Origin of the sequence: Rhodanobacter sp. C05 (genome assembly GCF_002001165.1) — a bacterium.
GTDB lineage: Bacteria > Pseudomonadota > Gammaproteobacteria > Xanthomonadales > Rhodanobacteraceae > Rhodanobacter.
In genome coordinates this window covers 496,527-518,118 of sequence record NZ_MUNQ01000005.1, presented here as the reverse complement: position 1 = coordinate 518,118, position 21,592 = coordinate 496,527, and the positions used below count along the sequence as shown (strand labels likewise).

Sequence of the window (21,592 nt, the reverse complement as noted above, 5' to 3'; positions counted from 1 at the left end):
CCGTGAGGGAGCCTCATGGATTTTGAGTACCTGGTCTTCATTGGCCGTTTTGAGCCCTTCCACATCGGCCACGCGGCCGTCGGCCGCCATGCGCTGGGCCACGCGAAGAAGCTCATTTTCCTGATTGGTTCTGCCGACACCCCCCGTTCGCTGCGCAATCCTTGGACCGTCGCCGAGCGCGCGGTGATGATTTGCGCTGCTCTGGAAGATGTTTCCGAGCGGCTGATCGTCCTGCCGTTGCGCGATCACCTCTACAACGAAGCTCATTGGATAGCCGCCGTACAGCGGGCCGTCGCGGAAGCCGTCAAAGGTGATGGCGGGGAACCGGTTGCACGCGTCGGGATGATTGGTCGGGAGAAAGACGCCAGCAGCTACTACCTGCAGGAATTCCCGCAGTGGCCTCTGGTGCATCTCCCCCATACCGAAACGCTTTCCGCGACGGAGCTTCGTCGCTACCTGTTCGAAGCCGCGGATGACGCGGGTCGGGGTGCGTTGCGCATGCTGCAAGCCAACGTACCAGCACCCGTCTTCGAGATGCTCGAAGCCTTCCGCAAGAATGCCGCCGTGTATGGGCAACTGGTCGCGGAGCATCGTTTCATCCAGAACTACCGAGCCGCCTGGTCGACCGCTCCCTATCCTCCGACGTTCGTCACCACCGATGCCGTCGTGGTGCACTCGGGCCACGTCCTCCTGGTTCGCCGTCGTGCGGAGCCAGGCAAGGGACTATGGGCATTGCCTGGCGGCTTCGTGGGTCAGGATGAGTCGATCCTGGCTTCCTGCCTGCGCGAGTTGCGCGAAGAAACTCGCCTCAAGCTTCCGCTGCCGGTGCTCAAAGGGTCGATCAAGGGTCAGCACGTCTTCGATCACCCGGAGCGGTCACAGCGCGGACGCACCATCACCCACGCCTACCACTTCGACTTCCCGACCGGTGAGTTGCCGGCCGTGAAAGGTGGCGACGATGCCGACAAGGCGCACTGGTTTCCGGTGAGCGAAGCACTGGAGATGGGTCCCCAGCTGTTCGAGGATCATCTGGCCATTCTGGAGTTTTTCCTGGGACGAGGTTGAACCCTTGTCTCTCCCGCCAGCGGATAGACCGCTGGTTTCCCACGACGCGAAGGAGCTTCCGTCATGCAACTACTCAAGTTAGCGATACCCACAAATAGCCAAGCCATCGAGGACATGAAGCGACCCACGGTTAGGGAGCACGCCATGGACACGGTGTGGGAGAACGGAACACTCATTCGCGCTCGGACCTTCACCAAGGTTCGCGCGCGCAACCAGCTCATCTAACCAGGGGGATACGATCATGCTCGGTTATCGTTACGTCAAAGCCAGTCCCAGCACCTACGTCATCCAGTACAAGAACGGTAAAGCCGTGCGCGAAGGCACCGGCCTCACGTTCTGGTACTTCGCGCCCAGCGCCACGCTGGTCTCGATCCCGCTGGAGAGCGTGGATGCCCCCTTCATGTTTCAGGAAGTCAGCAGCGACTTTCAGGTCGTGACCGTGCAGGGACAGGTCACTTATCGCGTGTCCGCGCCGACCACCCTCGCGAGCCTGATGAACTTCACGCTCAAGCCCGATGGCACCTATGCCTCGGAAGACCGGACCAAGTTGCCGCAGCGAGTGGTCAACGCCGTACAGGTGCAGTTGCGTTCGGTGCTGCAGGGTCAAACGCTTCAGGAGCTGCTGCGCGGTTCCGATCACCTGGTCCAGGTCGTGCGCCAGGGCCTGCAGCGCGCCGACGGCCTCTCGAGCCTTGGGCTCGAACTGGTCAACCTGTCGGTTCTTGCGGTGAAACCCAATCCGGAAACGGCGCGTGCGCTCGAAGCCCAGGTCCGTGAGCAGATCCTCAAACAGGCTGACGATGCGACGTACGTACGCCGCAATGCTGCGATCGAGCAGGAGCGTGCGGTCAAGGAAAACGAGCTCAATACTGAGATCGCGGTGGAGACCAAGAAGCGCCAGATACGCGAAACACAGCTGGAAGCCGAGCAAGCCGTGCTGGCCAAGCGCCAGGCGATCCAGGATCAGGAGTTGGCAGGCCGCATCGCTCTGGAAGACAAGAACAAGAGCCTGACCTCCTTGCGTGCCGCGAACGCGCAGACCGAAGCCGATGCCAAGGCCTATGCGGTAGCGGCCACCATGAAAGCCGTACAAGGTATCGACCCGAAGGTGCTCCAGGCTCTGATGGTGGGTCAGGCTGATCCGAGCGTGTTGATTGCACAGGCCTTCCAAGGACTGGCTGAAGGCGCTGGAAGGATTGGCGAACTCAACATCTCGCCAGATCTGTTGCAGCAGCTGACGCAGCCGCGAGCCAAGTTACCGGCCAAGGCCTGACGCCATGGATGCGCTAAACCAGCGAATCGTGCTGGTGACTCGCAAGACGCGGCTGGAGGAGTTGATCGTGCGTTTCAACACGATCGAACAGGCGCGCTTCTACGTCGAGCATCTGGGTGCGGACTTTTCGGACTATGAGGCCGAGCATCGGGTCTATCTAAGCGCGGTGCAGACGGCGGAGGCGACCTTGGGTCGCTTCGGCCGGGTGCAGCGGCTGGACCGCGGTTTCCTGTCGAATTACCTCTTCGCGCCGGATGCCTTGGTCGTGGTGCTGGGGCAGGATGGCTTGGTGGCCAACACGCTCAAGTACCTCAAGGGTGCGCAGCCGGTCATCGGGGTCAATCCGGATCCCGCGCGATGGGATGGTGTGCTCCTGCCCTTTGAGGTCAACGACCTCGTGGCGATCACGCCCGAGGCGATCGCCAAGAAGCGGCCGCTTAATCGCGTCACGATGGCGCGGGCGACGTTGAGTGACGGGCAGGAGCTGCATGCTGTCAACGACCTCTTCATCGGACCTCGGTCGCACGTATCAGCGCGTTACAAGATCCAGCAGGGTGATCGGTCGGAGACGCATTCGTCGAGTGGACTGATCGTATCGACAGGACTGGGTTCAACAGGATGGTTTCAGAGCCTACTGGCGGGTGCCGCTGGCATCCTTGGCCATAAGCTGGAGGGCCCTGCGCAGGCCTTGCGCGAGCACGGGTTTGCATGGGATACCGACCATTTGCAATTCACGGTGCGAGAGCCGTTTCCCAGTCGCGTGACCCAGGTGGAGATGGTGTTTGGGCAGGTTACGCGCAAGCAACCCTTGCGGCTTGTGTCGCAGATGGCGGGTTACGGCGTGATCTTCAGTGATGGCATCGAAGCTGACTTCCTGGAGTTCAATGCCGGTATGACGGCCACGATTAGCCTTGCCGACAGGTTTGGGCAGTTGGTGAATTGATAGCTGAGAGTCGGGGGCATCCCTATTCGGCCCATAGGGCACTGATGGCAATGAGCCGATGTTAAATCACGACTTGAGATGAGTGCAGCGGCCAAGAGGGAGAGTTTGCAGAGTGGAGAATATAGAAAAGCTTATGCAAGTCGGCTACGACTTCGCGGTGGAGATACGTGATGGGAAGTGGAATCACGTGTCCGATCCCAACGAACCTCCCGCAGTTGGGAGATCAGGTCTTGTTGCTGAACTTCGTCGCCGGTGTCCTGGATTCACCGATACGCAGTACAACCAGGCGATTGGGAATGGACTTTTCAATTCAAGGTAGAGCTGCATCTATCGATGACACATCGATAGATGCGAATTAATTTAGTGTAACCAGCGGATGCTATTCATAGCAGCACTTTGTAGGTTAGTCGGCAGAGCATCGCGTTCAAGTCCTCCGATTTGAAGTCCACGGTAGCGACACGAGGCACGGTCGCTATCGGCCAGTTGCCGTCGCTCGCATCGACCGTTCGAATTGCCAGTAATTGCCAAATAACGGACATCGTCCGAAGCGCGGCCGTCGGGGAAGAATAGGGATTCGGCGATAATGCGCACTGAATGTCTCCATGGGCGAGCGGGTCTGATGGACCAAATGCACTTCGATAGCAAGTTTCGCAGCAGAGTGCTGATAGCCCTGCAAAAGGCAATCGTGGAAAATTTTCAGGAACACGATTGGAAAGAGTTCGGCTATGCCACGGGCCACCAGGACTTCATCAGGAGCCACAAGCGGCTACTTCGTAGCCTTAGCTGGCAGGACGAAGACTACGGAAGCTGTGTATTCGATTTTCTCGAATTCCTGGTAAGTCGCGATGTGACAGCGCTGTACAAAATGGTGGAGCACCAAAAGTTGCGGCCACATCTGGAAAAGCACGCGCTGGATGTGTTGTCGGAGTTGGGATTAAGCGATGCCCATGTGCCCGCTCTGCCCCTGCCGCAGATTTCAGCCAGCGAAGTTGTTCGACGTGCTTTGGCTGATGCGGAGAGCCTGTTGGCGAGTAATGGCGCCACTAGTGCGGTGGATCGCCTACACACTGCGTTGCACGGCTATTTGCGGTCTGCATGTGCTGATGCAAGAATTGCCGTTGCTACTGATGCGTCCATCACGACCTTGCTGAAAACGCTCAGAACGGGACACCCCAGCCTAAAGGATTTAGGTGTCCACAGTGCAGAACTGGTGAAGGTACTCAACTCGTTTGGCAACATCGTGGATGCACTGAACACTCTTCGGAATCACGCCAGCGTTGCCCATGCCAATGAAAACCTGCTGGAAGAGGATGAGGCGCTGCTGGTCGTCAATGCTGTGCGGACCCTGTTCAACTATCTCGTGAAGAAACTGGGGTGAGGCAATGCCAACGCAATTGAACAGCGGGTTCTCCTGCAACTCGGTCATTTGGATCAGCAGCCTTCCCAGTGCAGAAATGCCTCCTACCAATCGCATGGTAGATGCTATGGCTGTGCACTCCAGTGAATTGGGTTTCGGCTTTCAGCACGTTCCCGTCTCAAGCAAGGCAAAGCTTTTGGGGCTTCTCGATGAGCTTGCCGTGCATGCGAGGGATCAAAATATGAAGCCTCTCATTCATTTCGACACACACGGAAATAAGGACGCGGGCATTTATGTCGATGGCGAAGATACGTTCGTTGATTGGAATACCCTTGCTGAGAAGCTTCAAGCGATCAACATCCATACCCAGAACAACCTCGCGGTTGTTGGCGCAACTTGCTTCGGCTTTCGCGCCATAAAGCCGATTTCGCTTCAAACAGCGGTGCCCTTCTTTCTGCTGCTTGCGCCGGAGGAAAAGGTCAACGTCGGGTTTCTGGAAGATAATGTTCCGAACTTTTATCGAGGGCTGTTTGAGTTTGGCTCCATCGACACAGCATATTCCCGGCACCTTTCCGACAAGTTCAAATACTTCCATTGCGAGAAGATGTTGTTCATGGTCATAGCGCGCTACCTGAAAGAGCAGTGCAAGGGGAAAGGCGGAGCCGCGAGAAGGGAACGGCTGATCACGGAGATACTTTCTCAGGGTATGGAGGACACGCCTGACAATCTCAAGCGGGTTAGAAAAATGCTCAAAGATGGATTGCGACCTGACCAGAGCCTGCTTGACCGATATGCCGGACGCTTTCTCATCGGACGGCAGTGCCGCTTTAGCATGGCAGACCTTGAAAGCTTCATTGATTCGGACAACTAGCGGCTAAAACAACGTAATCACCCGAAGCTGCTTGTCGTGTGGAAGAAGTTCTAGGGCACAAAGAAAACGTGCGACGCCAGGGTTCTCAAGCAGGATGTTGAATTTCATGGTTGATCCATCCTCCGAGCGGGCCAAGTTGTAGATGTAGTTCGCCTTAACCTTGCCGCGTATCTGCTCGGCGATGTCTGCTGCTGAGAGCTCCTCAAATCCAGAACGCTCTAACCCTTCCGGATGGTTTTCCTTTAGGTATTGCAGCTTTCGATCATCCAGCACTACCTCGAATTCATCCAGTTCCGCAGGGCTGGCGCCCATCGCTAGCAGTGAGAATTTGGTGTCCGTGTCATGAGGCAGGAATATCGGGCGCTCAATCTTGAAGGAAAGGAAAACCCCATAGAGCAAGCTTTGCAGGCTACGAAGGGAATATCCCGCCTTTTCGAACCCATAGGGCAACATGCTGATGTTTTCGGAGTTCGAGCGGTCATCCTCATGGCCTTGGATGACGAACTTCCGGTGCTTGATGAATGCGCGTACTAGCATGGTTGAGATGTAGAACTTCACCACGGACGCAAAAGTCAGGTCCAGAAATCCAACGTATGCCGGCAGCTCCTGGAAGCGGCTGTGCAGTGCGTCTGCCTGACCATCAGACAGGTTGTTGACGTAGACGATGTAGAGATCATGCCCATGCCCGGTATACGGCTCTGCCGCGCCAGCAAGAGCTTTCCGGAGTTCGTCGATGGCCCAGCCGTTGTGTTCCTTGTGGTAAAGCCAGTCTCCTAGCAGGACGCTATGACTTGAATGAGGGTCAAAAATCGGTAGAGCATGTTCGATAATCACTCGTCCATAGTTGGCCGTATCCACCTTGCTCCAGTTGAGCAGGTAAGCGCGCTCATTTCGGTTGGTGGTTGGAATCAGGGCATTTCGTAGGTCCTGATATTGGATACCTTTTGATGCCAGCACCTGTAACAGCTCACGGTGTGAATTCTGTATATCCTGAAATACCTGTTCATCGGTCATCTTGAAGTGTTCTGCCATGACCTCCAGAAGCGTGTGGCTTCTGGCTTCAAGGGTGAATATGGTATTGAACGGCAGCGCCGTCACAGCTTCGTTCTTCGCTTCACGGCTGCATTCTCCTCTAGGCTGAACCGGTCTTCGAAGCTAGTAAGTCTTGGTGAAAGCAGCATTTGCTATTGCTGTGTCTGCTGCTGATGTTCTCACTGGTTTAGGTTTGGCAGCTGCTTGACTCATTCGCCTCAGGCTGGTTCTGGTCGGGGTCGATCAACCCCATATTCGAGTATTGCCTCGTCCAGAATTACATAAATTTGAATCGCAACCGTTGCGGTGGTCAAAGGCCAGCAAATCAAGTGACACCTTTCCAAGAATAGGAAGTGTCCAATTTTCGCTGAACTGATTCATTCCCGTTGACGGCTCGACCGTTTGCTTTTGTGTCGCGAAACGGACATTTGCGACTTCTAAGCGAATGACAGGGTTGGGTGGCGGACTCATCAGCACACTGCATCATCGCGCTCAGATCTTGGACTCAAGGTACTCTCCGTTCCACTTCGAGTCAGAGAGCGACACCACGAGCTTCTCGATGAACGCGTTGAAATCTTCGGCTACTAACAGCTTTGTATCTTGGTCTCGACCAAAACGGATTACCTGACCAACCGTCCCCTGCGCATCAGGATCGAAGTCCAGTCCAATGTGGTTGCCGCCCCAGTCCTTCGTCAACGGTATCCAGAAGCGATTCGTATACATCGGCTTTATGGCCCCATTTGGATGCGACGCCATGAAGTCGGCGCAGTCGGCATTCATCGCTGCCTCATCCAACGAGCGCCACACGTCCCATTCCCTGCGGATGTTTTCGGCGGACAAAAGCTGTTGGCCACTGACGAGTCCGGCTCGCCCGTTCTGACCGTCGTGAACCGATAAAAACCCTTTCAAGCTATCGGGAAAATTCACCCCAAGATGAGCTTCTAAGGATTGAATCTGGTCGTCTGATGCCCCTGACCTAAGGCCGACTTGGTCGTGACATCCGTGCGCTCCTAAGAATGCCTCGATTCGTGTCCATTGTTCCTTCATGAGTCCCCCACTCGAAAGGTATCGCCAGAGTTAGGTGCCAATGACAAGGTTTAGGGTGACAGCGACACGGTTAATGGGTGCCGACACGAGTGCGCAAGCAGGTAAGCGTGCGCCATTTGCACCAATTCGAGTCATTGCCCATCATGGTGCAATGAACGAGGCCAATTGGCGTACATGGGCGGAACAGATGGCAACCGGGCTGGCCCGGGTCGATGCCGGGCTGCGTCTGCAGTGGATCAATCCGGCGTTGGCCGAGTGGCTGGAGCTGGGGCCGCGCAGTGCGATCGGGCAATCGCTGGGGCTGTGGCTGGATGAGGCGGCCTTGGCGCAGGCCTCACGTGCACTGGCCGAGCAGCGGCCGCTGCAGTGGCGTGGCATGTCGCTGGTAGCGGCCAGCGGTCGCGAAATCATGGCGGACATCGCCTTGCAGCCATTCAGCGACGGCCTGCTGCTGGAAGTGCATGCGCTGGCTGCGCCGCTGACGACCAGCTCGCCGTTGTCGGCCACCCTGCGCGGCTTTGCGCACGAGGTGAAGAACCCGCTGGCCGGTCTGCGCGGTGCGGCGCAGCTGCTGCAACGGCGCGTTGGCGACGCGGACCTGCAGGCACTCGCCGGGCTGATCATCGACGAGGCGGATCGGCTCGGCACATTGGCGAACCGCCTGCTGCATCACGACGGCGCGCCGCAGCTCGGTCCGGTGAATATCCATCAGTTGCTGGAGCGGCTCACCGACTTGCTGCAGGCCGAGCCGTCGCCGCCGCAGCTGCGCCACGATTACGACCCCAGCGTGCCGGATCTGCTCGGCGATGCGGGCCGTCTGCAGCAGGTGCTGCTGAATCTCGCACGCAATGCGCTGGAAGCCGGCGCGCGCACACTTACGTTGCGCACGCGGGTCGAGCACGGCCTGCGCCTGGGCGAGCGGATGCTGCGCATGGCGTTGCGGGTGGACGTGATCGACGATGGCGCGGGTGTGCCCGTGCCGTTGCGCGACACGCTGTTCCAGCCGCTGGTGTCCGGTCGCGCCGATGGCACCGGTCTTGGGCTGGCGCTGTCACGCGAGATCGCGCATGAGCATGGCGGCGAGCTGCGCTGCACGAGCCGGCCGGGCGACACGGTGTTCTCGTTGTATCTGCCGCTGGAGCGTGCACATGGCTGATGCCAGCGCTCTGCACTTTTCTCCCTCCCCTGCATGCCCCGAAGAAGGGAGTCCCTTCTTCGGGGCATGCAGGGGAGGAGCCAGATGAGGCAAACACATGACTGAAGAAATCTGGATCGTCGACGATGATCGCGGCGTGCGTTTCGTGCTGGCCGAAGCTTTGCGCGATGCCGGCCTCGCGGTGCGCGAGTTCGGCGAGGTGGCAAGTGCGCGCACGGCGTTGCAGGAAGCCTGCCCCGCCTTGCTGCTCACCGACGTGCGCATGCCCGGTGAGGATGGTTTGAGCCTGCTGAGCGAACTGCAGACGCGAGGCATCGGCCCGGTGATCGTGATGAGTGCGTATACCGATGTCGCCACCACGGCCGCGGCGTATCGCGCCGGTGCGGTGGACTATCTGGCCAAGCCGTTCGATCTCGATCAGGCGGTGGCCGCGGTGCAGCGGGCACTGGCCAGCGTCGCCGCGCCGGCGGTCGTTGCCGGCAACGTCATCGCGCCGAACCATGCGCTGCTCGGCGAGAGCGCGCCGATGCGCGAGGTGTTTCGCCTGATCGGCCGTGTCGCCGCCAGCGACCTCAACGTGTTGATCACCGGCGAGACCGGAACCGGCAAGGAACTGGTGGCGCGCGCGCTGCATGAGGAAAGCGCGCGGCGCGGCAAGCCGTTCGTCGCGTTGAACACGGCGGCGATTCCATCCGAATTGCTGGAGAGCGAATTGTTTGGCCATGAAGCCGGTGCGTTCACTGGTGCGACGCGTCGCCACGCCGGCCGCTTCGAGCAGGCCGAAGGCGGCACGCTGTTCCTCGACGAGATCGGCGACATGCCGCTGGCGCTGCAGACCCGCCTGCTGCGCGTGCTCGCCGGTGGCGAGTTCTACCGTGTCGGCGGCCGCGAGCTGATCCGCGGCAACGTGCGCATCGTTGCCGCCACCCACCAGGATCTGGCCACGCGTGTGGCCACCGGCCAGTTCCGTGCGGACCTGATGCATCGGCTCGACGTGGTGCGCATCGAGCTGCCGCCATTGCGCACACGACGCAGCGACATTCCGCTGCTGGCGCAGCACTTCCTCGCGGCAACGGCGCAGGAGCTGAAGCTGCCACCGAAACGGTTCTCGCGCGCGGCACTGAAAGTGATTGCGCAACGCGACTATCCGGGCAACGTCCGCGAGCTGGAAAACCTGTGCCGTCGTCTCACCGTGATCGCGCCAGGCGCAGAGATCCTGCCAGGCGATCTGGGAAGTACGGAAGGCAGTCCGGGCAGTGGTGAATGGACCGATGCACTGCGTGAGTGGGCGGTCGCGGCGCTCGCCGGTGGCGAAGCGGACATCCATGCGCGTGCCCGCGAGGCGCTAGACCAGACGTTGCTGCAGGCAGCCTTGCTGGCGAGTGAAGGCCATCGCCAGAACGCGGCACAGGCGCTCGGCGTGGGGCGCAACACGTTAACTCGCAAACTGGGTGCCTCGCGTACGCGGCGTACCTAGCTTTGCCCCCTGTCCCCGCCGGAGAGAGGGTTGGGGTGAGGCGCGGGTGCTCGCGGTGATCCCACATCTGCCGCCATTCCGGCGCAGACCGGAATCGCATGCCTGACAAAGCGATTAAATGAACAGCTTCGCTGTTGAAGAGCGATGACCAGCTTCGCTGTTTTGAAGCACCTCCGGCCTGCGCGGAATGACGAAAATCGGAGATTCGGGGGCCGCTGAAGTAGCGAAAAAGCTCGTCGATATGGTTAGCCGAGCACGACACGCAACCGATGCGTCTGCCCATCATCAGCCAGAGCGACAGCATCACCGGCAGTCAGCGTTCGACCATCCAATTCAACGCCAGCCACACCACGGCAAACCTTGCCCGGATTCTCCACGCTGATCTCGTACCGGCTCACGTGCTGCTTGCCGCGGTGTTGATAAGTGAGCTGAAAGCCGGGCCAGTCCTTCGGGATGCACGGATCGATCCGCAGCTTGTCGCCCTGCCGGTGGAAACCAAGCACCGCCTCCAGCCCACCGCGATAAAGCCACGCGGCGGAACCGGTGTACCAGGTCCAGCCGCCGCGACCGGTCAGTGCGCCCACCGAATAGACATCGGCGCAGGCGACATACGGTTCCACCTTGTAGCGCGCCACCGCTTCGGCGTTGTCGCCATGATGGATCGGATTGAGCAAATCGAACATTCCGCCGGCACGGTCGCCGTCACCGAGTTTCGCCCACGCGAAGATCGACCAGGTCGCGCCATGCGTGTACTGGCCGCCGTTCTCGCGCACGCCGGGTGGATAGCCCTTGATGTAGCCGGGGTTCTCCTGGCTGTGGTCGAACGGCGGGGTGAGCAGGCGCGCGATCCGGTGCTCGCGATCGACCAGCAGCTGGTCGACCGATGCCATTGCCTGCGCGGCATGGGTCTGGTCGGCAGCGCCGGCCATCACACTCCACGATTGCGCGATGGTGTCGATCCGGCATTCATCGCTGCTGTGCGAACCGAGCGGTGCACCGTCGTCGTAATAACCGCGTCGATACCACTGGCCGTCCCAGGCGCGTTCCAATACAGCACGCAGGTCGTCGGCGTAATCCAGCCAGCGCGCGGCGCGTTCGTTTTCGCCGCGCTGCGCGGCACATGGCGCAAACGCAGCGATCGTGCTCAGCAGGAACCAGCCGAGCCAGCTGCTTTCGCCGCGGCCCTTTTCGCCGACCGCATTCATGCCATCGTTCCAGTCGCCGGTGCCGATCAACGGCAGGTCGTGTGCACCGCGGGTCAGGCTGGAATCCAGCGCACGCGCGCAATGCTCATAGATCGAGACTTGCTGATCCGATGCCGCCGGCTGGAAGAATGCATCGATGGCGCCGTCGGGAATTGCCTGGCCGGTGAGGAACGGCAGCACCTCATCCAGCACCGTGCTGTCGCTGGTCACGCCGACATAGTGCATGGCGACATAGGCGAGCCATATGCGGTCATCGCTGATCTTCGTGCGGATGCCCTGGCCACCTGGCGGCAGCCACCAGTGCTGCACGTCGCCTTCGGCAAACTGGCGACCGGCAGCACGCAGCAGATGTTCGCGCGCGAGATCGGGGCGACTCACACACAGCGCCATTACATCCTGCAACTGGTCGCGGAAGCCGTACGCGCCGCTGGCCTGGTAGTACGCGGTACGCGCCCACAGCCGGCAACCCAGCACCTGGTACAGCAGCCAGTCGTTGAGCAGGATGTCCATCGCCCGATCGGGCGTGCGTACCTGCACCGTGTCGAGCAGGCCGTTCCACTGTGCGGCGACATCGACGAGCACGGCATCGATATCGGTCGCGCGATACTTCGTGATCAGGGCCTGCGCATCGGCTTCGCAAGCTGCGTCGCCGAGCATGAAGACGATGTCGATCTGCGTGTCCGGCGGCAGCTCGATGCGTGTCTGCAGCGCGCCGCACGGATCCAGCCCGGCGCCGAGCCGGCCGGAAAGTGGCCGGTCATCGCGCAGCACGGCAGGCCGCATGATCGTACCGAGCGGATCGAGGAACTCGCGGCGATCGCCGGTCATCGAATGTTGCTGTCCGGCCAGGTCGATGAACGCCACGCGATCGCCGAAATCGGGTCGCCACGGATTGCGTGCGAACAGCGCACCGGTCGGCGCATCGCGTGAGGTGATCACGTACGGCGCCGGCGTGGTGCCGTTCGCGCCCAGCGCCCATTCGACATAGCCGGTGACCGACAGCCGACGCGCTCGTCCCGAGCGGTTGCACAGGCGCAGTCGTGAAAGCTTGATGGAGTCGTTCGTCGGCACGCACTGGGTCAGCTCCAGCTCGATGCCGTGTGCGTCGTTGCTGAAGCGGGTCCAGCCCTTGCCGTGGGTCGCCGCGTACTTCGCGCCGTCCACGCGGATCGGCAGCGCGGTGGCGCTCCACAGCACGCCGGTATCCTCGTCGCGCAGATACAGCACTTCGTGCGGGCTGTCGCTGACCGGATCGTTCGGCCACGGCGTCAGCGGATTCTGCTGGCTGTTCAGCGACCACGCATAACCACCGCCTTCGGCCGAGACCAGGAAGCCGAACGTGGGGTTGGCGATCACATTCACCCACGGTGCCGGTGTGTGCTGTTTGTCGTCGAGGTCGATCCTATAGCTGCGCCCGTGGTCGCTGAAGCCGCCATGGCCGTTGGCGAATTCCGATTTGTCGGTGTCCGTTGTCATCGCAGCCGCCGGTGTACTCGCGCGGATGACCGGTGGCGTAGTGATCACCGCCGTTGCTGCGGCAACGGCGGGTGTGGGTGGCGTGTCGTCGAGCACCACACGAGCTACCGTCAGCAGGCCGTTGCGCAGGTCATCGCTGATCGCGTTGTCGCGCAATGCAAACAACTCGGCCTTGGGCAACTGATCGCTGGCTTTCAACAGTGCCTGCTGCGTGCTCACCAGCGACGCGATCACGCCGTGCAGTGCATCGCCATCGGTACCGTCGGCGCCATTCAACAGAACCACATCGACTGCCAGCCGCTGGCTGTGCCAGACGTTCTGCGCCAGCAACAACTCCTGCACGCGTGGCAATGCGTCCGAGTGACCCAGCCGCAACAGCACGATCGGACGGTCGCCGGAAATGCCGGCGGCCCACAGTGTCGGTGGGCCACCGCGACCGCGCGCTAATACGTCAGGCGCCGCGCGTTGGCCTGGATCGCTGCTCAACACGGCATCCATCCAGTGCGCAAAGCGTGCTGCCTGGGCGCCATCGATGCCGAGCCGTTGCTGTTCGGCTTCGGCATGGTTGGCCGCATCGGCAAACAACAGCTCGGCGGCATTCGCACTGTCCAATCGCGCCGTCAGTGCCAGCGCACCCTCGCGTGAGTCGGCCAGTTGCGTCCACAACAGCAGGGTCACGCTGGCGTTGGGAGCGAGCGTGACGCGTCGACGCAGACTGAACACCGGATCGAGCACGCAGCCGGCGCTGTTCGACAGCACGGCACGTGGCTGCATCGCCTGCGCCTGGCGCAGCGTGCGGCCGCGACCGAGAAAGCACGCGCGGTCGGTTTCGTATTCGGGCGTGGCATCGGCGGCTTGCCCCGCGACCTGCAACGCGTGCGCCGCCCATACTTCGGCCTCGCTGCCGGCACGGCGGCGCCGAGTGGCCAGAAGTACGCCATGCGCGGCATCCCACTCGGTCTGCACGAACATCTTGGAGAACGCCGGATGCGCGTTGTCGGCACCGATCGGACCGATCACCAGTTCGGCATACGAGGTGATCGAGAACGTGCGCGTGCGGTCGCCATGATTGCTCAGGGTCAGGCGACGCAACTCGATGTCGGCATCACACGCCACCGCCACGTCCAGCGTGCTGTGCAGGCTGTGGTGACGACGGCTGAAGCTGGCGCGTCCGGCGCTGAAGGCCACCGCGTCATCCGGCATGCGCATACCAAGCGGCTGCTGGCTGGTCGACCACACCGCGCCGCTGTCCTCGTCACGCAGCAGCAGATAACTGCCCCAGGGATCGCGGGTAGGATCCTCGCGCCAGCGCGTCACCGCCAGGTCATGCCACTGGCTGTAGCCGGAACCACTGCTGCTCAGCATCACGCTGTAATGACCGTTCGACAGCAGGCCATGCTGGCGTGGGTCGATGGTGCGCGAAGACGGGAATGGCATGGATCGTCCTGACCGTGGCAGCAAAGCGCCAGCATGCACCGATCCCGGCATGCGCGGCGTCAAGGCTTCGACCTGGGCTTCACTCCGCGGCGGAGTAGGATGGCCGGACGCCGAGCTGCCACCATGGCGAACGACGATTGCGCTTCGCAAGTTGTTGCTCCCGCGACTGACCCTGACGAGATCCATGCGCTCCCATTCGCTCAGCCATCCCCTGCAATCCGGCCAGCAACTGCAGCATCTGCAGAACAAGGCGTTCGCTTACTTCCAGTACGAGACCAACCTGCACAACGGACTTGTCAAGGACAAGACGGCACCGGACGACTCGAACTGGCCTGCCAGTATCACGGCGACCGGGCTGGCGTTGAGCGGTTACCCGGTCGCGGTCGAGCGCGGTCTGATCAGCAAGGACACCGCGATCAAGCGCACGCTGACCACGCTGCGCTTCTTCCGCGACAGCAGGCAGGGCACCGAGCCGGACGCCACCGGTTATCGCGGCTTCTTCTACCACTTCCTCGACATGCAGACCGGCAAGCGTGCCTGGCAGTGCGAGCTGTCTACCGTGGACAGCGCTTTCCTGTTTGCCGGCATGCTCACCGTGGCGGCGTATTTCAACGCCGATACGCCCGAGCAGAAGGAGATCCGCGAGCTCGCCAACTTCCTCTACCAACGCGCGGAGTGGCCGTGGGCACAGGCCGACGACGGCACCATCGGGCATGGCTGGCATCCGGAGAGCGGCTTCATCCCGCATCGCTGGCAGGGCTATGACGAGGGCCTGGCCATGTACGTGCTGGCGCTCGGCTCGCCGACCCATCCGCTGCCGCCGAGTTCGTTTGTGGCCTGGGCTTCGACCTACGAGTGGAAGCGCTGCTACGACATCGACTACCTGTATTGCGGCCCGTTGTTCACCCATCAGCTGTCGCAGGTATGGATCGACTTTCGCGGCATCCAGGACGCGTACATGCACGAGAAGGGCATCGACTATTTCGAGAACAGCCGGCGCGCCACCCAGATCCAGCAGCGCTATGCGATCGACAACCCGCTCGGCTTCAAGGGTTATGGCGCCGAATGCTGGGGCATCAGTGCCAGTGACGGTCCCGGCCCGGCGATGCTGAAGATCGACGGCATCGAACGCCAGTTCTACGACTACGAAGGCCGCGGCGCGCCGTACGGCCTCGACGATGGCACCATCGCGCCGTGGGCGGTGGTGGCCTCGCTGCCGTTTGCACCGGAGATCGTGCTGCCGACAGTGCACCATTTCATCCACACGTTACAGCTGCACGATCAACATCCCTACGGCTTCAAGGCGAGCATCAACCAGACCTGGCCGGGTGCATCCGTCAACGCATCCTGCCCGGGCTGGCAGTCGCCGTACTTCTTTGGTCTGGATCAGGGACCGATCCTGCTGATGATCGAGAACCATCGCAGCGGCATGCTGTGGGAGCTGATGCGAGGCTGCCGCTGGATCGTCGATGGCCTGCGCCGCGCCGGCTTCACCGGCGGCTGGCTGGACGCGGAGCACAAGCGGCGCTCCTGATGTCATCGTCGGCGCGGCTGGTAATCTGTTTATTTCCCCAATTCATTTACCACTGGAGCAGGCAATGGAACTTGGCATGATCGGTCTCGGCAAGATGGGCGCCAACATGGCGGAACGTCTGCTGCAAGGTGGCCACAAGGTGACCGGCTTCGATCCGAGCGCGGATGCGCGCAAGGCGCTGGAAGCACAGGGTGGAGCGTCGGCCGACTCGCTGCAGGCGCTGGTCAAGGCGCTGCCCGCGCCACGCGTGCTGTGGCTGATGGTGCCGTCCGGCAAGATCACCGATGACACGGTTGATGCGCTGCTGTCCGCGCTGGCGCCGGGCGACACCGTGATCGACGGCGGCAACTCCAACTACAAGGACACGCTGCGTCGCGCGGCCACCTACGCCGACAAGAAGCTCAACTACGTCGACTGCGGCACCAGCGGCGGCGTGTGGGGTCTGAAGGAGGGTTACAGCATGATGATCGGCGGCGACGAGAAAGCCGTCGAGGCGCTGCGGCCGATCTTCGCGACGCTGGCGCCCGGCAAGGACCAGGGCTGGGGCCGCGTCGGTCCGGTCGGTTCCGGCCACTACACCAAGATGGTCCACAACGGCATCGAGTACGGCATGATGCAGGCCTACGCCGAAGGCTTCTCGATCCTCAAGCACAAGGAGGATTTCGGCCTCGACCTGCACCAGATCGGCGAGATCTGGCGCTACGGCAGCGTGGTGCGCTCCTGGCTGCTCGACCTCACTACCGACGCACTCAGCAAGAACCCGAACATGGACGGCATCGCCCCATACGTGGTCGACTCCGGCGAAGGCCGCTGGACCGTCGATGCCGCGCTCGAACTCAACGTGTCCGCGCCGGTGATCACCTTGTCACTGATGGAACGCTTCCGTTCGCGCGACGACGATTCGTTCGCCGACAAGCTGTTGTCTTCGATGCGCAACGAGTTTGGCGGGCATGCGATCAAGAAGGAGTAAGGCAGCCAAGAAAGGAGTGGCGCTGCGCTCTGGGTGCCTTTTGAGGGAGTAATTTTCGGGAGCCCCCTGCATCGTCATTCCGGCGGCTCTCAACAGCCGAATGGCTAGTCAAGCCGGAGGTGCTTCAAAACAGCGAAGCTGGTCATCGCACTGCAACAGCGGTCGGTATCCATTTTCCTTCAGAAGGAGCGAGCAGAGCTTTCACCCCCTGCGTCGGTGAGTTACTTGTCAGGTGCCGATTGCATTACCGCAAGAACTCCTCAATCCCAGCGCGTGGCGTTCTTTGGAAATCCCGGGCGCTGGACGCGTACAACGCAGAATCGCTGCCCCGTGGGAGCCTGCATCACCACCCAGCGTTCCAGGCGATCAACCACGTGTGCTCCCAGCCCTTCCAGACGCGCTACCTCAGCCGGAATGTCGTCGGTTTCAATGTCGATGTGAACCCTGCTCTCATGCTCGACGCGCTGAATCTGGACAATGGGCTCATCGGGAGGTGTTGCCAGCATGCGGTAATTGCCGCGAGTCCCTGGGTGGTCGGAATCTATCTCGCGGCCCAGTGCATCGGCCCAGAACCTGGCGGCCTGATCGACATCCGATACATGGCAATCAATTAAAAGAGCGCAAAGACGGGAAGAATGCATGGCAGTCTCTTTGGATCTCCGGGTGTCGACAGTATGTGCTGCTGCCCCTGACGCCCAGGTTAAACCGCCGCCGCATCGCGGCGATCGGCCTGAAGGAGTTGTCAGGCCACAGGGAGCGCACTGATCGTGACGTAATACCCGTCGGGGTCCCGGAGCGAGAACTCCGGAGTTTCTGTGTTCGGGTTCAAGTGAGGCTCCTCTTCGAGCCGAGCGACGAGCGCGCGTGCCCTTGGCAGGGCCATGTCGAAATCGTCCACACGGAAAAACAGCAGGAGGCCGTTGCCGGGCTTTCCATGATCGGGACTCATCAGGGAAGGATGTTCGTGAGCACCCCACTCGTGAAGGCAGAGCAAAACCGTGCCATCCGAGTCGAGAATCTGCCCGAAGTCGTCATGGGCGGGCCGCGCCTCCGGCTGGCCAAAGAGCGACTGGTACCACTTGAAGCTGCCAGCCACATTGCCTACCCCGATGATTGTCCACGTACGCTTCATTCGGGCGTCCTCCGGTTGAGACGGCTGTTTACGAACTTGCGAGGTGCCCATGCACAGCTGAGGCTTGAATCAAGCGGCGGCTAAATCGTTTGCCTTGAATGAATTGTCAGGCACAGATTCGCCGTGGCCGATCTTGGTCTTCATGCATCCACGTCGCAATGCCGCACTAACTGCGCAAGACCGGCTCACCGGTCCGCGGGTTTGTGATGGTCACATTCTCGAGCGCTCGGATTCGCCAGATCTCGTTCCGTCTCGTCAGTACGGCGAGGATCAGCGTATCCACCTCATGTGGTCCGGCCGGGTGAGCGGCACCGGCCGCCAGGCGACTCCAGAAATGTATGACCGCCGCTCCGTCAGCAAGGTGAGCGACATCGATCAGCTCATTTTCCAGCGTGGAATCGCGATAGATTGTTTCGTGAATGGGAGCGTGTAGCGCCACGATCTCATCGATGCCCTGGACATAGTGCCCGAAGCGATTTACGAACGTCGCGTCTTCATCGAACAGACCGCCGAAAGCAGCCATGTCGTGAGCGTTCCAGGCAGCCTCAAATGCACCAGGGGCATCTTCTGGTCTTTTCATTTTGGTCATGAGTCTCTTGGATGACTTGGGTGCCTGACGCTGGAGTCGAGCAGGGGGCGAAGCCGTCCGCCGTGAACGAATGATTGGCTGCTGGTCGAGTACCGTCGGCGCAGCCGAGTCACCGCGTGGACGCCGCCGAATCGTCGGTGAGCACGTCTATCTCTGCAAGAGAAATCATCAGACTGCCATTAGTCGTAGTGCCGTTTGGCCCCATATAGCTCACGTGACCACCGTCCTTGAGCTCGACGACAAGATGGCCATTCTTCATCATGGGACAAAGAGCGATCTCGCGCACAGATCCATCTGACATCGTTACGGATCTGGTGTAACCACCAGAAAATGTATCGCCAAAGACAAAGTTCTGTCTTATCTCGTCGATGCATACCACAAAGGTTTTATTCGACTCCACAGCGAACTCTCCTGAAGTGGCTGACGCTGGAGTCAGGCCGCTGCAACACAGCCGTTTGGTTTAAGCACCCGCTCCGACGAAGGTGGGTATTTGATCAACAAATGCGCAGGGCGGATGGGGCGTGGGCTGAAGTTGCCGCCGCAGTTTGGGCATGTGCCGCGAAGAACGGTCTGCGCGCAAGATAAGCAAAACGTGCACTCGAACGTGCAAATGACGGCCTCGACCGAATCGGGAGGCAAGTCCTTGTCACAGCACTCGCAGTTTGGGCGAATTTGCAGCATTGCCTCCCCCATTTGTCAGTTACAGAAAGACTAAAAATGAGCCTAACGCTAGAGTTGGACAGTGGCCACGCAGCATGTTTTGGCGACAATGAACGGCCGAGACGAGCGCAGACCGACAACGGATGTGCTCGCCCTTATTTGCGTTTCGCCCTATGCAACATAGCGGTTCCGATAGCAACAAACGCGGCTCCGATACCAAAGAAGCTATAGAAAGCCGGTTGCCTGGCAAAGACAGCACCCACAACGGCCGCGACGAAAAAAATGCCGCCAGCGGACATGAAGAGATAGCCGCTGAGCTTTTGATTCTGGACAGTCGACACGTCTCGATGATCCTTTGATTTGTCTAACGTTAAGTAGACCCCAAATCGGGGCATATGCACCGGATGTTCAGCTTTGGGCCGGTGCTCGTCAAGCAGATGAAAACTTTGTCGAGTCAATGCTTTGGATGGCGACGGAGTACAGCTCTACCGACGCGTCGCGTCGTTGCATATCGCACGAATTGGCGCGCTATTTCTTGTCACCCACAATCCGGAGTGATAGTCGTCGCTGTCTTGGGATGTTTGCTGGTATCGCGCTTGCGCGCGTTCAGCCAAGCCGCAACAGCTTGCGTACGGCAGGCAGGTTGCGACGGCTGATCTCGGGGCTGAGTTCGGTGCCGTCGAGGCGGGCCAGTACGCGGCCGTCGGCGAGGGTTTTCACGCCGAGCAGGCGCGTCGGCGGCACCAGGCAGTTGCGGTGCAGGCGGATCAGCTGGTCCGGGTAGGCATCTTCCAGCTGGCGCAGCGAGTCCTCGATCAGCAGTTCGCCGCGGCGGTGTTGCACGGCCACGTACTTTTCCTCGGCGAGCAGGCAGATCACTTCATCGAGCGCGATGCGTACCTGTTCACCGCGCATCCGGCCGTGCAGGTAGGCGGTCGGTTCGCGTGGTGCATCGGCGAGTCGGCGTTGTGCACGCTGCAGCGCATCGCGCAGGCGCTCCAGTCGCACCGGCTTGAGCAGGTAGTCCACGGCACCCAGTTCGAACGCCTTCAGCGCATGCGCTTCATAGGCGGTGCAGAAGATCACCTGTGGTCGTGCGCGGCCGGCCAGACGTTGTGCCACGGTGGTGCCATCGAGGCCGGGCATGTTGATGTCCAGCAGCAACACGTCCGGCTGCAGTTCGCCGAGCGAGCCGAGTGCGGCTTCGCCGTCGCCGACACTGCCGACGATTTCCACGCCATCGCACTCGCCGAGCAGCGCAGCCAGTCGCGTGCGCGCCAGCGGTTCGTCATCGACGATCAGCACGCGCATCACGATGGCTGTCCCGGCAGTTGCAGCAGCACCACAAAGCGATCGCCCTGCGGCCCGGCTTGCACCTTCGCCTGCGGTCCATAGCGATAGGCGACGCGCTGCCGCACGCTATCTAGGCCATGACCATTGCCGGGCTCGGCCGGCGTGGTTGGCAGCGGGTTGCTGATCTCGATGCGGACGCCGTTGCCATCGCGTTGTCCGCGCAGGCTCACTTCACCGCCTTCGCGCAGCGGCTGGATGCCGTGGCGTACCGCATTCTCCACCAGCGGTTGAAGCAGCAGCCGCGGCAACGGAAAGTCGGTGGGCAGGTCATCCAGTGCGCGCTGTACGCGCAGGCGCGTGCCAAAACGCAGCTGTTCGATCGCCAGGTAACGGTCGATCAGTGCCAGCTCATCCCCCAGCGTGCCGTTGTCAGTGTCGTGCTGGCCAAGCGCCGCGCGGAACAACTCGGACAAGTCTTCAACCGTGCGTTCTGCCGCCGCTGGATCGATGCGGATCAGTGCGGCCACGGTATTCATGCTGTTGAACAGGAAGTGCGGGCGGATGCGCGCCTGCAGTGCCTCGACCTGGGCGCGACTGACCGCCGCCAATCGCACTTGCCACTGCGCCAGCACGTAGAAGTAACGCAGCATGGCGGCTCCGAGCAGGGCGGCGATCACCGCGTTGTCGCGCACGAACTGTCCCATGCTGCTGCCGATCAGGTGCATCTGCAGCGAGCCGTCGATCCAGCGCGCCACCGCACTGGCAACCAGCACGATCAACACGATCAGCAGCCACACGCCGACATACGGCATGCGTCCGGGCAGACGCTGCAGCAGCGGGCGCAGCTTGCACAGCGCCACCGCGATCACCAGCGCCAGCCAGGTCACAAACAGCATGCTGACGCTGTAGGCCGGCAAGTCACGCTGGTTGTCGCGTGCCAGCCACATCACGGTTACCGTCAGTGCGCCGACCACGAACAGGGCGAACAATGCCGGCAGCCGGCAGAAGTCCGGCAGCGGGCTGTGCTCGACGCCGCCATGCGGGCCGCTGGTGGAGGTGGATGCGCGCATGCGGG

Annotated in this window: 20 protein-coding genes; 10 read left to right on the top strand and 10 right to left on the bottom strand. The window is 61.1% G+C overall.

Annotation, left to right across the window (positions count from 1 at the left end):
* Positions 1-15 precede the first annotated feature (15 nt).
* The 6 genes from B0E51_RS02190 (at position 16) to B0E51_RS02170 (ending at position 5,509) form a co-directional block, all read left to right on the top strand.
* Complete coding sequence (locus tag B0E51_RS02190; protein WP_077443162.1) at positions 16-1,065, top strand: bifunctional nicotinamide-nucleotide adenylyltransferase/Nudix hydroxylase; 1,050 nt, start codon at positions 16-18, stop codon at positions 1,063-1,065.
* 63 nt (positions 1,066-1,128) lie between these two features.
* Entirely contained in the window at positions 1,129-1,290 is a 162-nt protein-coding gene (locus tag B0E51_RS19620; protein WP_217333051.1) for a hypothetical protein, read from the top strand.
* A 16-nt stretch (positions 1,291-1,306) separates the two neighbouring features.
* Positions 1,307-2,338 (top strand): SPFH domain-containing protein, encoded by a 1,032-nt coding sequence (locus tag B0E51_RS02185; protein ID WP_077443161.1) that lies wholly within the window; start codon positions 1,307-1,309, stop codon positions 2,336-2,338.
* Between the two features lie 4 nt (positions 2,339-2,342).
* A complete protein-coding gene (locus B0E51_RS02180; RefSeq protein ID WP_077443160.1) occupies positions 2,343-3,281 on the top strand; it encodes a sugar kinase in 939 nt (312 codons plus the stop codon).
* Between the two features lie 619 nt (positions 3,282-3,900).
* The gene (locus B0E51_RS02175) at positions 3,901-4,659 is read left to right on the top strand and encodes an abortive infection family protein (RefSeq protein WP_168172554.1); all 759 of its coding nucleotides are present in this window, start codon (positions 3,901-3,903) and stop codon (positions 4,657-4,659) included.
* A 4-nt stretch (positions 4,660-4,663) separates the two neighbouring features.
* Positions 4,664-5,509, top strand: a complete 846-nt coding sequence (locus B0E51_RS02170; RefSeq protein WP_143525759.1) for a hypothetical protein — start codon at positions 4,664-4,666, stop codon at positions 5,507-5,509.
* 3 nt (positions 5,510-5,512) lie between these two features.
* On the opposite strand, the gene B0E51_RS02165 is transcribed toward B0E51_RS02170, so the two are convergent.
* The gene (locus B0E51_RS02165) at positions 5,513-6,607 is read right to left on the bottom strand and encodes a hypothetical protein (RefSeq protein WP_077443158.1); all 1,095 of its coding nucleotides are present in this window, start codon (positions 6,605-6,607) and stop codon (positions 5,513-5,515) included.
* Between the two features lie 426 nt (positions 6,608-7,033).
* Positions 7,034-7,588: an SMI1/KNR4 family protein gene (locus tag B0E51_RS02160; RefSeq protein ID WP_077443157.1), complete on the bottom strand. Its 555-nt coding sequence runs from the start codon at positions 7,586-7,588 to the stop codon at positions 7,034-7,036.
* Positions 7,589-7,739: 151 nt separating this feature from the next.
* Here B0E51_RS02160 and B0E51_RS02155 point away from each other — a divergent pair, with 151 nt between their 5' ends.
* Complete coding sequence (locus B0E51_RS02155) at positions 7,740-8,744, top strand: ATP-binding protein (RefSeq protein WP_077443156.1); 1,005 nt, start codon at positions 7,740-7,742, stop codon at positions 8,742-8,744.
* Positions 8,745-8,841: 97 nt separating this feature from the next.
* Positions 8,842-10,221: a nitrogen regulation protein NR(I) gene (gene ntrC, locus B0E51_RS02150; RefSeq protein WP_077443155.1), complete on the top strand. Its 1,380-nt coding sequence runs from the start codon at positions 8,842-8,844 to the stop codon at positions 10,219-10,221.
* Positions 10,222-10,466: 245 nt separating this feature from the next.
* Here ntrC and B0E51_RS02145 read toward each other — a convergent pair whose 3' ends face one another.
* The gene (locus tag B0E51_RS02145; RefSeq protein WP_077443154.1) at positions 10,467-14,339 is read right to left on the bottom strand and encodes a glycosyl transferase family 36; all 3,873 of its coding nucleotides are present in this window, start codon (positions 14,337-14,339) and stop codon (positions 10,467-10,469) included.
* Positions 14,340-14,523: 184 nt separating this feature from the next.
* On the opposite strand from B0E51_RS02145, the gene B0E51_RS02140 reads away from it, so the two are divergent.
* The gene (locus tag B0E51_RS02140; RefSeq protein WP_077443300.1) at positions 14,524-15,873 is read left to right on the top strand and encodes a glucoamylase family protein; all 1,350 of its coding nucleotides are present in this window, start codon (positions 14,524-14,526) and stop codon (positions 15,871-15,873) included.
* 64 nt (positions 15,874-15,937) lie between these two features.
* Positions 15,938-16,843, top strand: a complete 906-nt coding sequence (gnd, locus tag B0E51_RS02135) for a phosphogluconate dehydrogenase (NAD(+)-dependent, decarboxylating) (protein ID WP_077443153.1) — start codon at positions 15,938-15,940, stop codon at positions 16,841-16,843.
* 260 nt (positions 16,844-17,103) lie between these two features.
* Here gnd and B0E51_RS02130 read toward each other — a convergent pair whose 3' ends face one another.
* From B0E51_RS02130 to B0E51_RS02100, 7 genes are all read right to left on the bottom strand, one after another.
* Positions 17,104-17,484 (bottom strand): VOC family protein, encoded by a 381-nt coding sequence (locus tag B0E51_RS02130; RefSeq protein WP_077443152.1) that lies wholly within the window; start codon positions 17,482-17,484, stop codon positions 17,104-17,106.
* Between the two features lie 101 nt (positions 17,485-17,585).
* Positions 17,586-17,975, bottom strand: coding sequence for a VOC family protein (locus tag B0E51_RS02125; RefSeq protein ID WP_077443299.1), 390 nt, complete (start codon positions 17,973-17,975; stop codon positions 17,586-17,588).
* Positions 17,976-18,141: 166 nt separating this feature from the next.
* Positions 18,142-18,564 (bottom strand): SgcJ/EcaC family oxidoreductase, encoded by a 423-nt coding sequence (locus B0E51_RS02120; RefSeq protein WP_077443151.1) that lies wholly within the window; start codon positions 18,562-18,564, stop codon positions 18,142-18,144.
* Positions 18,565-18,673: 109 nt separating this feature from the next.
* Positions 18,674-18,964, bottom strand: coding sequence for a hypothetical protein (locus B0E51_RS19070; RefSeq protein WP_143525758.1), 291 nt, complete (start codon positions 18,962-18,964; stop codon positions 18,674-18,676).
* 32 nt (positions 18,965-18,996) lie between these two features.
* Positions 18,997-19,245: a DUF1272 domain-containing protein gene (locus B0E51_RS02115; RefSeq protein WP_077443298.1), complete on the bottom strand. Its 249-nt coding sequence runs from the start codon at positions 19,243-19,245 to the stop codon at positions 18,997-18,999.
* Positions 19,246-19,830: 585 nt separating this feature from the next.
* Positions 19,831-20,535 carry a LytTR family DNA-binding domain-containing protein gene (locus tag B0E51_RS02105; RefSeq protein WP_077443149.1) on the bottom strand — a complete coding sequence of 235 codons (705 nt, stop codon included), beginning with the start codon at positions 20,533-20,535 and terminating at the stop codon, positions 19,831-19,833.
* On the bottom strand, positions 20,535-21,587 hold the full coding sequence (locus B0E51_RS02100; RefSeq protein ID WP_077443148.1) for a histidine kinase: 1,053 nt from the start codon (positions 21,585-21,587) through the stop codon (positions 20,535-20,537). The genes B0E51_RS02105 and B0E51_RS02100 overlap by 1 nt, the downstream gene beginning before the upstream one ends.
* Between the last annotated feature and the right edge of the window lie 5 nt (positions 21,588-21,592).